This is a genomic window from Leclercia sp. UBA1284 (genome assembly GCF_002308415.1).
Taxonomy (GTDB): Bacteria; Pseudomonadota; Gammaproteobacteria; order Enterobacterales; family Enterobacteriaceae; genus Enterobacter; species Enterobacter pneumoniae.
In genome coordinates this window covers 326,003-338,891 of sequence record NZ_DBUS01000007.1, presented here as the reverse complement: position 1 = coordinate 338,891, position 12,889 = coordinate 326,003, and the positions used below count along the sequence as shown (strand labels likewise).

Annotated in this window: 11 protein-coding genes, 1 tRNA gene and 4 pseudogenes; 10 read left to right on the top strand and 6 right to left on the bottom strand. The window is 49.7% G+C overall.

Annotated features, from left to right (window positions below; translation table 11 throughout):
• Window positions 1-263: 263 nt before the first annotated feature.
• Window positions 264-1,643 (top strand): MFS transporter, encoded by a 1,380-nt coding sequence (locus B3511_RS16360; protein ID WP_286783813.1) that lies wholly within the window; start codon window positions 264-266, stop codon window positions 1,641-1,643.
• Window positions 1,644-1,655: 12 nt separating this feature from the next.
• Entirely contained in the window at window positions 1,656-3,275 is a 1,620-nt protein-coding gene (locus tag B3511_RS16355) for a glycoside hydrolase family 43 protein (RefSeq protein WP_286783812.1), read from the top strand.
• A 4-nt stretch (window positions 3,276-3,279) separates the two neighbouring features.
• On the opposite strand, the gene B3511_RS16350 is transcribed toward B3511_RS16355, so the two are convergent.
• From B3511_RS16350 to argL, 3 genes are all read right to left on the bottom strand, one after another.
• Complete coding sequence (locus tag B3511_RS16350) at window positions 3,280-4,038, bottom strand: IclR family transcriptional regulator (protein ID WP_286783811.1); 759 nt, start codon at window positions 4,036-4,038, stop codon at window positions 3,280-3,282.
• A gap of 182 nt (window positions 4,039-4,220) precedes the next feature.
• Window positions 4,221-5,225, bottom strand: a complete 1,005-nt coding sequence (gene argF, locus B3511_RS16345; protein ID WP_286783810.1) for an ornithine carbamoyltransferase — start codon at window positions 5,223-5,225, stop codon at window positions 4,221-4,223.
• Entirely contained in the window at window positions 5,195-5,290 is a 96-nt protein-coding gene (gene argL, locus B3511_RS20685; protein ID WP_414671881.1) for a putative translational regulatory protein ArgL, read from the bottom strand. The genes argF and argL overlap by 31 nt, the downstream gene beginning before the upstream one ends.
• A 98-nt stretch (window positions 5,291-5,388) precedes the next feature.
• Between argL and rraB the strand changes: the two genes are divergently transcribed.
• The 8 genes and pseudogenes from rraB (at window position 5,389) to B3511_RS16305 (ending at window position 10,599) form a co-directional block, all read left to right on the top strand.
• Window positions 5,389-5,814, top strand: a complete 426-nt coding sequence (gene rraB / locus B3511_RS16340; protein WP_040077411.1) for a ribonuclease E inhibitor RraB — start codon at window positions 5,389-5,391, stop codon at window positions 5,812-5,814.
• A gap of 45 nt (window positions 5,815-5,859) precedes the next feature.
• Window positions 5,860-6,618 (top strand): tRNA isopentenyl-2-thiomethyl-A-37 hydroxylase MiaE, encoded by a 759-nt coding sequence (miaE, locus tag B3511_RS16335; protein WP_040077410.1) that lies wholly within the window; start codon window positions 5,860-5,862, stop codon window positions 6,616-6,618.
• Window positions 6,619-6,637: 19 nt separating this feature from the next.
• Window positions 6,638-7,354, top strand: a complete 717-nt coding sequence (locus B3511_RS16330) for a hypothetical protein (protein ID WP_046886439.1) — start codon at window positions 6,638-6,640, stop codon at window positions 7,352-7,354.
• A gap of 108 nt (window positions 7,355-7,462) precedes the next feature.
• Window positions 7,463-7,547 (top strand) — tRNA-Leu (locus B3511_RS16325).
• Window positions 7,548-7,736: 189 nt separating this feature from the next.
• On the top strand, window positions 7,737-8,987 hold the full coding sequence (locus tag B3511_RS16320) for a tyrosine-type recombinase/integrase (RefSeq protein WP_286783809.1): 1,251 nt from the start codon (window positions 7,737-7,739) through the stop codon (window positions 8,985-8,987).
• Window positions 8,988-9,097: 110 nt separating this feature from the next.
• Window positions 9,098-9,906 (top strand): annotated as a pseudogene (locus tag B3511_RS16315) (DUF6387 family protein).
• Between the two features lie 166 nt (window positions 9,907-10,072).
• A complete protein-coding gene (locus B3511_RS16310; protein ID WP_286783808.1) occupies window positions 10,073-10,279 on the top strand; it encodes a helix-turn-helix transcriptional regulator in 207 nt (68 codons plus the stop codon).
• Window positions 10,280-10,299: 20 nt separating this feature from the next.
• Window positions 10,300-10,599: pseudogene (locus B3511_RS16305) on the top strand (hypothetical protein).
• Between the two features lie 133 nt (window positions 10,600-10,732).
• Here B3511_RS16305 and B3511_RS16300 read toward each other — a convergent pair.
• From B3511_RS16300 to B3511_RS16290, 3 genes and pseudogenes are all read right to left on the bottom strand, one after another.
• Window positions 10,733-11,323: pseudogene (locus tag B3511_RS16300) on the bottom strand (relaxase/mobilization nuclease domain-containing protein); the annotation flags it as partial.
• Window positions 11,292-11,717 (bottom strand): annotated as a pseudogene (locus tag B3511_RS16295) (hypothetical protein). The pseudogenes B3511_RS16300 and B3511_RS16295, both read right to left, overlap by 32 nt.
• Before the next feature lie 153 nt (window positions 11,718-11,870).
• Window positions 11,871-12,710, bottom strand: coding sequence for a hypothetical protein (locus B3511_RS16290; RefSeq protein ID WP_286783807.1), 840 nt, complete (start codon window positions 12,708-12,710; stop codon window positions 11,871-11,873).
• Window positions 12,711-12,889 lie beyond the last annotated feature (179 nt).

Genomic DNA, 12,889 nt, shown 5'->3' with positions numbered 1-12,889 from the left:
ATTTAATAACTTACTAAAATATAAGGTGAAAATATTCTACCTGGCGAGCTAATAACGACCGGAATCACAAAAGAAAAATATCATAATTCATAAACCAGAAATGACCATTGCCGGAAAAATAAGCCCCTTATTACACTTTATTAACACGAGTTTGTAATTAATCAGATGACCAAAGGGTGTATTCCTGTCGATGCGCCGGGGCGCTTTTTCCCTGGCTCAGGTCCCTGACGTCGGTACCGTTCCACTTTGCGTTGGGGGTAAAGATGCAGTTAACCATGAAAGATAAAATTGGCTACGGGCTGGGTGACACCGCCTGTGGTTTCGTCTGGCAGGCCACCATGTTCCTGCTGGCCTATTTCTACACCGACGTGTTTGGCCTCTCGGCGGGAATAATGGGCACGCTGTTTTTAGTCTCTCGCGTGCTGGATGCCGTGACCGACCCGCTGATGGGGCTGCTGGTGGACCGCACCCGCACGCGCCACGGCCAGTTCCGCCCGTTTCTGCTGTGGGGGGCGATCCCCTTTGGCCTGGTCTGCATGCTCACCTTCTACACGCCCGACTTTTCGGCCAATGGCAAAATCATCTACGCCTGCATCACCTACATTCTGCTGACGCTGGTCTACACCTTCGTTAACGTGCCCTATTGCGCCATGCCGGGAGTGATCACCGCCGATCCGAAAGAGCGCCATGCCCTGCAGTCGTGGCGCTTCTTCCTGGCGGCGGCGGGATCGCTGGCGATCAGCGGTATCGCGCTGCCGCTGGTGGGGATCATCGGCCGCGGTGACGAACAGCTCGGCTACTTCGGCGCCATGTGCGTGCTGGGGCTCTGCGGCGTGGTGCTGCTCTATGTCTGCTTCTTCACCACCAAAGAGCGCTACACCTTTGAGGTGCAGCCGGGGGCGTCGGTCTCGAAAGATCTTAAGCTGCTGCTGGGCAACAGCCAGTGGCGCATTATGTGTGCCTTTAAAATGATGGCGACCTGTTCCAACGTGGTGCGCGGCGGGGCCACGCTCTACTTCGTGAAATATGTGATGGACCATCCGGAGATGGCGACCCAGTTTCTGCTGTACGGCAGCATCGCCACCATGTTTGGCTCGCTCTGCTCATCCCGGCTGCTGGGCCGCTTCGATCGCGTTAAAGCCTTCAAATGGATCATCGTGGCCTACTCCCTGATTAGCCTGCTGATTTTCTTCACGCCAGCCGAGCACATCGCGCTGATCTTCGCCCTGAATATCCTGTTCCTGTTTGTCTTTAACACCACCACGCCGCTGCAGTGGCTGATGGCCTCTGACGTGGTGGATTACGAAGAGAGCCGCAGCGGCCGCCGTCTGGATGGGCTGGTGTTCTCGACCTATCTCTTCGCCCTGAAGATTGGCCTGGCCATTGGCGGCGCGCTGGTAGGCTGGATCCTGGCCTGGGTGAACTACTCCGCCAGCAGCAGCGTGCAGCCGGTGGAAGTGCTCTCCACCATCAAAATCCTGTTCTGCGTGGTGCCGGTCATTCTCTACGTGGGCATGTTCATCATGCTCTCTTTTTACAAGCTCACGGACGCGCGCGTGGAGGCTATCAGCCAGCAGCTGATCAAGCACCGGGCGGCCAGAGGCGACGATCTTCCGGCGGCCACGACCGCAGCATCGCATTAAGCCGGAGGCACCATGTACACCATTACCAACCCGATTCTTACCGGCTTTAACCCGGACCCGTCGCTCTGCCGGCAGGGCGAGGATTACTACATCGCCACCTCCACCTTCGAGTGGTTCCCTGGCGTGCGCATCTACCACTCCCGGGATTTGAAAAACTGGCGGCTGGCGAGTACCCCGCTGGACCGCGTGTCGCTGCTGGACATGAAAGGTAACCCGGACTCCGGCGGGATCTGGGCGCCGTGCCTGAGCTACGCCGACGGGCAGTTCTGGCTGCTCTACACCGACGTTAAAATTGTCGATTCACCCTGGAAAAATGGGCGCAACTTCCTCGTCACCGCCCCCTCCGTCGAGGGGCCGTGGAGCGAGCCGATCCCGATGGGCAACGGCGGGTTTGATCCGTCCCTGTTCCATGACGACGATGGACGCAAATACTACCTCTATCGCCCCTGGGGGCCGCGCCACCACAGTAATCCGCATAACACCATCGTAATGCAGGAGTACTTCCCCGAGACCCACACCCTGTCGCCCGAGCGTAAAACGCTCTTCACCGGCACGCCGCTGGGCTACACCGAGGGGGCGCACCTTTATCGTAAAGAGGGCTGGTACTATCTGCTGGTGGCGGAGGGGGGCACCAGCTACGAGCACGCGGTGGTGGTGCTGCGCTCACGCACGCTGGAGGGGCCCTACGAACTGCACCCGGAGGTCTCGATGATGACCAGCTGGCACCTGCCGGAGAATCCGCTGCAAAAAAGCGGCCACGGCTCGCTGCTCCAGACTCACACCGGAGAGTGGTTTATGGCCTACCTCACCAGTCGCCCGCAACGCAGGCCGGGCATCCCGCTGCTGGCAAGCGGTGGGCGCGGCTACTGCTCGCTGGGGCGCGAGACGGGTATCGCCCGCATCGCATGGCGCGACGGCTGGCCGTACGTGGAAGGGGGAAAACACGCGCAGCTCAGCGTGCCGGGGCCGCAGATGGCAGAGAGCAACGTGGCTGCGCCCGCCACCTGGCGGGATGACTTTGACCACGCGACCCTCGACCCGGAACTGCAGACCCTGCGCATCCCGTTCGATGCCTCGCTCGGCTCCCTGAGCGCCCGCGCGGGCTGGCTGCGGCTGTACGGCAACGACTCCCTGAACTCGACCTTTGTGCAATCTACCGTCGCACGCCGCTGGCAACATTTCACCTTTACGGCCGAGACGCGCATGGAATTTTCGCCGCGCCACTTCCAGCAGAGCGCCGGGCTCACCTGCTACTACAACAGCAAAAACTGGAGCTACTGCTTTGTCGATTATGAGGAGGGGCAGGGGCGCACTCTGAAGGTGATTCAGCTCGATCAGAACCAGCCGCTCTGGCCGCTGCACGAGCAGCCCATCCCGGTGCCTGACGACGCGCAAAGCATCTGGCTGCGGGTGGAGGTCGATCGTCTTGAGTATCACTACAGCTACTCCTTCGACGGTGAAACCTGGCACAGCGTGCCCATCACCTTCGAGGCGTGGAAGTTGTCAGATGACTATATTGGCGGGCGCGGCTTCTTTACCGGGGCCTTTGTCGGGCTGCACTGCGAGGATATCAGCGGTGACGGCTGCCACGCTGATTTCGACTACTTTAGCTACACGCCAGAAGAGGCGTAACGCCTCAGGCCGGGCAGCCCAGGGCTCGTGACAGCTGTTGCCCGGCCTCCTGCAACTGCTCGCGGAAGCGGGCCAGCTCCGCGTCGTCCACCCGGGAGGTGAGGGTAGAGAGGCTTAGCGCGGCAATGACGCGTGATTCATGGTTGCGCACCGGCACCGACACGCAGCGCACTCCCTGTTCGTTCTCTTCGCTGTCCAGGGCGTAACCCTGCGCACGGGTTTCGGCCAGCGCCGCCAGCAGCGCCTCGCGGCTGGCGAGGGTCGCCGGGGTAAAGGTGGCGTAGTCGTACCCTTCCAGCAGGGCATTCAGCTCCGCCTCGCCGAGCCAGGCAATCAACACTTTCCCGATGGCGGTGGCATGCACCGGCAGGCGACGGCCAATGCGCGAATAGGCGATGGCCGCGAGTTTGCCTTCAATCTTCTCGATATAGACCCCTTCGCGCCCGTCCAGAATTCCCAGGTGGGTAGTCTGCCCGGTGCGATCGGACAACGCCTGCAGCCAGCTTTTCGCCTTCTGGCGGATGTCGATGGTGCTCACCACAAAATGACCGCGCTCGACCAGCTTCATGCCGGGGCGATATTTACCGTTCTCCGGGTTCTGATCGATATAGCCATGCAGTTGCAGGGTTTTGAGCAGCGAGTGAAGCGTGCTTTTACTCAGCCCCATCTGTTTGCTGATGTCAGTGATCTTCAGCTCCGTGGCCTGCTCGTTAAAGAGGTCGAGGATCTGTAAGGCACGTTCAACAGATTGAATAATAGGCATAATCAGGCATCACTCGCGCTGGAAACAGGCGAAAAAAGTACCTGTTTTTCGCTGAAAAATCAATCGAATGGCGCCAAGGTAAAAGCAAAAGCCAACGTAAGTTGGCTTTTTATTATTTGCTCCCTCTCCCTGTGGGAGAGGGCCGGGGTGAGGGCATCAGACCGCAGAGGACAAACCTGAGATCACTCCCCCAGCGTCGCCACCATCACCGCCTTAATGGTGTGCATGCGGTTTTCCGCCTGGTCAAACACGATACTCGCCGGAGATTCAAAGACCTCATCGGTCACTTCCATGCCGCCGTGCAAATCAAACTCCTTCGCCATCTGCTGGCCCAGGGTGGTCTGGTCATCGTGGAAGGCGGGCAGACAGTGCAGGAACTTGACGTTCGGGTTGCCGGTCAGCGCCATCATCTGGCTATTCACCTGATAACCGCGCAGCAGAGCAATCCGCTCCGCCCACTTCTCCTTCGGCTCGCCCATCGACACCCAGACGTCGGTATAGATAAAGTCGGCCCCTTTCACACCGGCCGCCACATCTTCGGTAAGGGTGATCTTACCGCCGTTCTTCTCGGCCAGGGCGCTGCACTCGGCTATCAGGCTCGCTTCCGGCCAGCAGGCTTGTGGCGCGACCAGGCGCAGGTCCAGCCCCGTAAGCGCTGCCGCTTCGAGCATCGAGTTACCCATGTTATTACGGGCATCGCCGGTATAGACCAGCACCATCTCGTTAAACGCCTTGCCCGGCAGGTGCTCCTGCATGGTCAGCAGGTCCGCCAGCAGCTGCGTGGGATGAAACTCATTGGTCAGCCCATTCCACACCGGCACGCCGGCAAACTGCGCCAGGGTTTCAACCACTTCCTGGCCATGACCGCGATACTGAATGCCGTCATACATGCGGCCCAGCACCCGCGCGGTGTCTTTAATTGACTCTTTATGCCCTATCTGGCTACCGCTTGGGCCGAGATAAGTGACGCGAGCACCCTGGTCAAAAGCGGCAACTTCGAAAGAGCATCGGGTACGGGTTGAGTCTTTTTCGAAGATGAGCGCGATGTTTTTGCCAGTAAGCTTTTGTACTTCAGTCCCTTTTTTCTTGTCGGACTTCAGCTGCGCCGCCAGGGCGAGCAGCCCGGTAAGCTGGGCAGGGGTAAAGTCGAGCAATTTCAGGAAGTGTTTTTTAAACAGTTCAGACATTTTATCCTCACATGGCAGAGGCCACTTAATGAATTAAAATTCAATTTATCTATATGAATATTCATTTGCAACCCTGTTTCACAAATCTTTCGTCGAAAGGTGGAGGCAAACACATCCGTGTGTGAAAATAGAAGTACTGCCGCACTTTAAAGAGGATTGAGCCATGGCAAACCCGGAACTACTGGAAGAGCAACGCGAAGAGACGCGCCTGATTATTGAAGAGCTGCTGGAAGATGGCAGCGATCCGGATGCGCTGTACACCATTGAGCACCATTTCTCTGCGGATGATTTTGAAGCGCTGGAGAAGCTGGCGGTGGAGGCGTTCCGTCTGGGTTATGAAGTGACCGAGCCGGAAGAGCTGGAAGTGGAAGAGGGCGACACCGTCATCTGCTGCGATATCCTGAGCGAAGGCGCCCTGAAAGCTGAGCTGATCGACGCGCAGGTAGAACAGCTGATGGACCTGGCCGAGCGCTTTGAAGTGGAGTACGACGGCTGGGGCACCTACTTCGAAGATCCGAACGGCGAAGAGGGTGAAGAAGGCGACGACGAAGACTACGTCGACGAAGATGACGACGGCGTGCGTCACTAATAGCGTATTAGCGGCAGTGCACACTGCCGCTTTCAAGGTTCAAACATGGATTACCCGCAGATACTTGCTCCCGTTCTAAACTTCCTCCCGTGCCCCACCCCGCAAGCGTGGATAGACAAAGCCCGCGACCCGGCCAACCTGCCGCTGTTGCTTACCGATCATATGGTGTGCGAACTGAAGGCCGCCCAGACCGCGCTGTTATTAGTGCGAAAATACGTCGCCGATGAAAGCGGTGCCGACGCGTTGCTGGCGTGGCTTAAGCCCTACGAAGCCTTCACCTTTCGCGACGGGCCGGAACCCGACTTTATTGCCCTGCATAAGCAGATAAGCAAAAGCGTGATGCCCAAAACCGACGACCCCTGGGGTCAGGCGCTTATCGACAGCATGGTGTTGTTAATTAAAGAAGAGTTGCACCATTTCTGGCAGGTGCGCGAGGCGATGGTCACACGTAACATCCCGTACGTCAAAATCACCGCCAGCCGCTACGCCAAAGGGATGCTGAAAGCCGTGCGCACCCACGAGCCGCTGACGTTGATCGACAAATTGATCTGTGGGGCCTATATCGAGGCGCGCTCCTGCGAGCGCTTTGCCGCGCTGGCCCCCTTCCTCGACGACGACCTGCAGAAGTTTTACCTGTCTTTGCTGCGCTCTGAGGCGCGCCATTATCAGGACTATCTGCACCTTGCGCAGCAGGTGAGTGACGAAGACATCACCCCGCGCATTAAGCACTTTGGCGACGTCGAGGCTACGCTTATCACGTCTGCAGATAGCGAGTTCCGCTTTCATAGCGGCGTGCCGGTTTAATTGATAAGGACAAAGGATAATGAAAAAGGGGTTAGGTATTGCGGCAGCCGTCGTGCTGGGCATGGTAGTAGCGGGCTGGATCTTTCGCGACCAGCAGCCCACCACGGAACAGCAGCTCGACACCGCGCTGGGCAGCATGCCGGTGTGGCAGGTGATTAAAGAGCAAGACCCGGCGTTCCGCAAAAAAGTTCAGGATGAGATGATCGCCCTGCAAAAGGCAGGCAAGAACGAGCAGCAGATTATCGACACCATCCAGCCGCAGATTTTGCATCTGCAGATGGCGCGCCTGCAAAACGCCCCGGATGCCAACGTGGTGGAGTATATGAAGATCAATATGGAGCAGACCGCCGCCATGCAGAAGGTGAGCGACGATAGCTGCTTCCGCTTCCTCTATCCGGAAGTGAAAGGGGGCGTGAACCCGATGCGCCTGCTGAGTAAAGAGCTGATGCAGCGCCGCATGGAGGCAGATGCCACCATGATGCGTGCCGCCTTCGGCCCGAACAAGCACACCGTGACCCCGGAAGAGGTAAAACGCGCCGAGACCGACGTGGTGCCGATTGTGCAGAAGCTGGCAGAGAAGTACGGCCAGGACTTCGAACTGCTGCAGGCGCCGAACAAGGCGGTGGGCAAAGAGAAGGTGAGCTGCGAGCTGGTGCAGGACCTGTGGAACAACGTGCTGACGCTGCCAGAGAAGAACGCCGCTGGGCTGATCCGCTATGCGGTGTCAGACCTGTAAGGGCGGTTACGCTGGTTTTTTCAACACTTAGCGCAGGTTTAGCGCGCCGCCGCTTGCATGGCGGCGCGTGACAGGTATAATCCACAACGTTTCCGCATCCCCTTCAGTGCCGAAGTGGCGAAATCGGTAGACGCAGTTGATTCAAAATCAACCGTAGAAATACGTGCCGGTTCGAGTCCGGCCTTCGGCACCATACAAAGCTTTTTTCAAGTCTACTAACGTCTACTTTATTCCATAAAAACAGTAAGTTAAGCAGGTTTCTGGCTTTTCTTAGTCTGTACACGTCTACTCAATTCCTTGAACATATACCAACTGATGAGGGTATAACTGATGGTATTCCCGGTTCGATTGATTTTGGTACCAACACTGGATGTATCAACTGATGGCTCTCACCGATATCAAAGTTAGGACTACCAAGCCCTCCGACAAACCCTTCAAACTCACCGATGGCCAGGGAATGCACCTGCTGATCAATCCTAACGGCTCGAAGTACTGGCGACTCCAATACCGTTTCGATGGCAAACAGAAAGTTTTAGCATTGGGTGTTTATCCATTGGTCTCTCTTAGTGAAGCCCGCAAGAAACGAGATGAAGCCAAAAAATTAGTATCGCTTGGTCTCGACCCCTCAGAAAAGAAAAAAGCAGACAAGATCGAGCAAAGCGAAGCTCTAACTTTTGAAGCCATTGCCAGAGACTGGCATACCGCCTGCAAAAGGAAATGGTCGGCCTCCCATAGCGAACGTGTTCTAAAAAGCATGGAAGACGAGCTTTTCACTGTTATTGGCAAAAAGAAAATTGCCGAACTTAAAACAAGAGATCTTCTCGTTCCCATCAAAGCTGTTGAGGCATCTGGAAGATTGGAAGTTGCGTCCCGTTTACAGCAAAGAACAACGGCAGTGATGCGATACGCTGTTCAGAACGGCATAATTCATTATAACCCCGCCCAGGAAATGGCAGGGGCTATTGCGACAGCAAAGCGGGTGCATAGGCCAGCCTTACCATTTGAGAGGTTCTCAGAGCTTTTAGAGCGTATCGAGAGCTTCAAAGGTAGGAGACTTACTAAGTTAGCTGTAAAGCTCACATTGCTCATTTTTATCCGTTCCAGTGAACTCAGGTTTGCTCGTTGGCCAGAGATCGATTTCGACAATGCTATGTGGACTATTCCTGCAGAGCGAGAGCTATTACCCGGAGTGAAACATTCACATCGTGGTTCGAAAATGCGAACTCCACACCTTGTTCCTTTGAGTTGTCAGGCATTGGCTGTGTTGACGGAAATTAAAGAGATCAGCGGTGATCATGAACTCGTGTTCATTGGCGACCATGATTTCAGAAAGCCTATGAGTGAAAATACGGTAAACAAGGCTTTGAGGTCTATGGGCTATGACACAACCGTGGAGGTCTGTGGACATGGATTCAGGGCTATGGCTTGTAGTGCCTTGATTGAATCCGGTTTGTGGTCGAAAGATGCTGTTGAACGTCAAATGAGCCATCAGGAGCGGAACTCAGTTCGTGCTGCCTATATACATAAAGCAGAGCACCTTGATGAGAGAAAGCTTATGTTGCAGTGGTGGGCCGATTACCTTGACCTCCTTAGAATAAGACAAGTTTCACCATTTGATTTTAAAAGAATTTAACTATGAATAAGTAGTTAAGTAATCGTTCTCCCTTATCAACCTTGTTAAGGGAGAATTAATTAAAATAAGCAGTGTTAACTCATTCAAGCTTTGAAACAATGGAGAGATTAATGAAAGTAGTAAGCCCTTATGAAGAATTAAAAAGCTGGTTTAGTCTCGAAAATTATGAACAGTTAATATCACTTACAATTAAAGAACTGCATACTGATCTTGCATTTAGGGAAGCGATTTTCGACAGTGTAAATTTTGGATGGGAAGATGATAATCAAAATTTAAGGTCTATCCTTGAAGGTAATCCAATTTTAAGCAGGCAAGATAATAATCATGGTCATTTTGGCAAGGGCCAAATACCTGTTGCGCAGGTTAGCTTTGGTGATATAAAAAATTAGAAAACAAGTTAATAATGTTTAGCATGGATTTTTTTGAAGAAAATCGCGATTTCAAAAAAGAGTTGAAAAAGAAACCAATAACAAAAACTAAGAGAAAATTTTTTCTAAACCAAAATAGCAGCAAGATGTATGTTTCATTTGATTTAGGAATATCCAGCGATGAAGAAATTATAACAGCCTTACAAACGATATTACCAGATCTTAGGAAAGAATATGAAATTGAGCCAGTGAAAACAGAAAAAATTGGACTGAAAAAAATAAGAAAAGTTGTCGATTACAATATTATCCCAATGATGGACCTATTGATTTGGGCAAAATTTAAAAAAGTAAAAATCTCAAATATGGTGTTGTCTCGTATCTTGTATCCCGACTTTACAAGTGAGATCAGAGGAGAAGATCACATTAAAGATACAGACAGGCCTGTTGCAGAGAAGTCTTTGAATGGAGAAACAACCCGTAGTCTCGAATACTTTATCAGCAAAAACAGCCATCTCCTCAACATACCGATTTTTGAACTCGGCTCTTTCTAGTTTCAAATCATCATGTTAATTGTCGAGGGGAGGGCGAAAATATTTTTCTTCCCCGAATTTTCTCTCCATTCATCCCTCATCTAAATTTTCAGTTATCAGCACTCTCTTCATAGATACAAATCTGTGTTGCTAATATCTCCTTAACGGAAGCGGAGGAGACAGCCAAATGAATACAATCAATCAAAGCTTAATTCGTTTACCAGAAGTCTTGAAACGAACTGATTTCGGCAAGGCATGGATCTATCGTTTGATCAGTGAAGGTCGGTTTCCGGCACCAGTAAAGATCGAAGTTCGTGCCGTTGCTTTTGTCGAGAGTGAAGTTGACCAGTGGATTCAATCAGTTATCGAAACAAGCAGAAATAATGTTGCTTAGTTAAATTGGGGAGACATATTATGAATATCGAAGAATTTGTGAGTGAAGATAACCATATGTGCAATTTATGCGGAGATCTTTTTTACAAGATCTTTGATCCAGAAGTGATTTATGACTTACCCAATAACGAGTTGAATAAACAAATCATTTGCTGGCTCAGTCAGTACCTTGTAGGAAATTTGAGAGAACCTTTAGATTCGATCTCAGAGCTTAATGCTTCCAAACAGATATATGTTTACGAGACCTAGCTCTCTCTAATTAAATGTCCTGATGAAATGAAACTCCTAGCGAAGCGGATAATTTTATATCTATTGGACTAAGAGCTTTTATGAAAATGTAAAGTTTGGCTCCATATTTTGGCTTAAAACCTTACAGAATAACTTACATTATTTTTATGACCGTTTATTAGTAAGGAAGTGAGATAGTTTTCGAGGTATTAGGTGTACATAATATTAAACTTTTATCAAGTATTTGCTGCAGAGCTTCTCTTGGTGAAAGCACCCCGGTTCGTCCGATAGCATTTTCTCATTACGGGTCACACTCTTCCGCTTCGGTTGTGCTTACGAGGGGGGGGGATGCAGTTTTTGTCACTGTCAGGCCATGAGCGACTTCAAGTTTACTGATGATCTGTGTGCTGATGAGATTTTCATTCCTACCCAAGTAGAGCCTCCCACCGGCTATGTCGATTCTGCTGGCAATAATGTGTATATGCTGGCCTTCGTCGTCATGTAAGACATAGCAACGGAGATGGGTATCACTGAACCCCATCATCTTCATGTAGTCATCTGCGATGCTGGACCATTGTTCAGCCGTTAGTGATTCAACATCAGGCAGGCGAAGCGAGTTGTGCCAAACGGTCTTCTGAACATCTGGCCGAAGCTGTTTGGTGTTATCAAATTCAGCAATCAGTTCAAGAGCGGAGCCAGCCAGCATATTGCCCCCGATTACGACTGGATCGCTTTTATGATGTGCTCCCGGCAGCAATGCATAACGAACAACACCAGCGAAGCTCTTACCCCTCTTGATCTTCCGCATACCCTTCACGAGGGACACTCCAAAAATCTGGTCTCAACAAGTTGTGACGAAGCTCTTCCAGTTGTCGCTTTACAGCGAACAATTCAGTATGAGTAAGCTGACTTTCTTTGCTTTTACAATATATATGGGTCGCTATTCGATTTAGCTTTTGCGATATGTCAGACAATTTTTTCTAGGCTGCAGTATTAATCGTCGGTATTACTGGTGGCTGGTTTTGCAGAAATTACATGCGGAGCCATTCGCCTTTTCTGTAAGAGCCTCTATTTATATTAAGAGGTTATAGTTCCTTAGCATTTAATCGGACACTAACACAATGAGACCTCAATAATGGATGTAACGAATGAGATTTATAATTAAATATCGGAGATTGATTGTTTTTATATCCATACGAATTCCTTCCCATATTATATATTTTATCTTATGTCGCTAAAGTAAATATGTTAATATAGTGTTTGGTAGTACTATTTTTTTATCCCAATCGTTAATTTTCATTTTCGTTTTCATTTAAAGAAACAAAAGGGCTTTATTTTAAAAATATACAAAAAAAATTAAATGTTTATTTTTTGAAGTGAGGGTCATTATATATATAGTGTGCAGGGTCTTCCATGAATATATAAAGCTCTTTATCGTCTACTGAGAAAAAAGGTTCGATATTATAAAGTCTTAATTTTTTTAGCTCAGAAGAAAATTTGTTCATATCAATTAAGATTTCTTGAGGTTTGGTTGATATAGTAAATCCATTTTTTGCAGTCCAATTATTTTTGCATGAAAAAAGATACTTTTCACAGAAAAAAAGGACTCTATCTTTACTTTTATTAAAGTCATTCTTACTTTCTGGTGAGGTTAGTTCTTCAAGGACTTTGAATATTGAGTTTTGAAAACTACCCTCTCTGAAAACAGTTAAATTTGTTTCGTCCTCAAAGGGATGTGCAAACCATCCATTTCTAATTCTTCTTAATTGCGAATTTGATATTCTATTATTAAAGTTATCCAGATTTAGAAAGTAACTTCTAAGTTCAACATCTTTTATAAAATATCTTTTTGTTTTGTTGATTAGCTCATTGAACTTTGAAAACTCTATCATAAGACTATTAACCAACATGTTATTTATTGACATAAATACTTTTCTTTCATCATTTTGTTTATATTGTACATCAGATTTAGCTATCGCGTTTCGAAATAGTACATAGGCTCTAGATGTATTAGTAAGAGAATCATATATTCGATCCAAGCCAATTTTTAAATTCAAAAAGGGTTTAATTTTAGCTTCAAAATTTAAATGGTTTTCACTGAATTTATCTGAGCCAAACCTATCCATTAACTGTTGCTCTGGTTTGTTTATATAAAACTTAATGAGACAATAAATGATAACATCTGCATCAGAAATTGGTGGCATTTCAAGGTTCCTTAGTGAAAATTAGTTATGAATCATTATTAATTGATTTATTATCAGTGTAAACAAAAATAAGATCTTAAATCAATTGCTTTTGAAGGTTTACGTTATAAATGAATGCAATTTTTGTCATACACGTTTTTCTTTTCAACTGAAAGGCGAAAAGCAAGAGCTAACCAATA

Bases quoted from the DNA above. Each gene is read 5' to 3' on its own strand.
- B3511_RS16360 (WP_286783813.1), top strand. From the start codon at position 264: ATGCAGTTAACCATGAAAGATAAAATTGGCTACGGGCTGGGTGACACC.
- B3511_RS16355 (WP_286783812.1), top strand. From the start codon at position 1,656: ATGTACACCATTACCAACCCGATTCTTACCGGCTTTAACCCGGACCCG.
- B3511_RS16350 (WP_286783811.1), bottom strand. From the start codon at position 4,038: ATGCCTATTATTCAATCTGTTGAACGTGCCTTACAGATCCTCGACCTC.
- argF (WP_286783810.1), bottom strand. From the start codon at position 5,225: ATGTCTGAACTGTTTAAAAAACACTTCCTGAAATTGCTCGACTTTACC.
- argL (WP_414671881.1), bottom strand. From the start codon at position 5,290: ATGAATATTCATATAGATAAATTGAATTTTAATTCATTAAGTGGCCTC.
- rraB (WP_040077411.1), top strand. From the start codon at position 5,389: ATGGCAAACCCGGAACTACTGGAAGAGCAACGCGAAGAGACGCGCCTG.
- miaE (WP_040077410.1), top strand. From the start codon at position 5,860: ATGGATTACCCGCAGATACTTGCTCCCGTTCTAAACTTCCTCCCGTGC.
- B3511_RS16330 (WP_046886439.1), top strand. From the start codon at position 6,638: ATGAAAAAGGGGTTAGGTATTGCGGCAGCCGTCGTGCTGGGCATGGTA.
- B3511_RS16320 (WP_286783809.1), top strand. From the start codon at position 7,737: ATGGCTCTCACCGATATCAAAGTTAGGACTACCAAGCCCTCCGACAAA.
- B3511_RS16310 (WP_286783808.1), top strand. From the start codon at position 10,073: ATGAATACAATCAATCAAAGCTTAATTCGTTTACCAGAAGTCTTGAAA.
- B3511_RS16290 (WP_286783807.1), bottom strand. From the start codon at position 12,710: ATGCCACCAATTTCTGATGCAGATGTTATCATTTATTGTCTCATTAAG.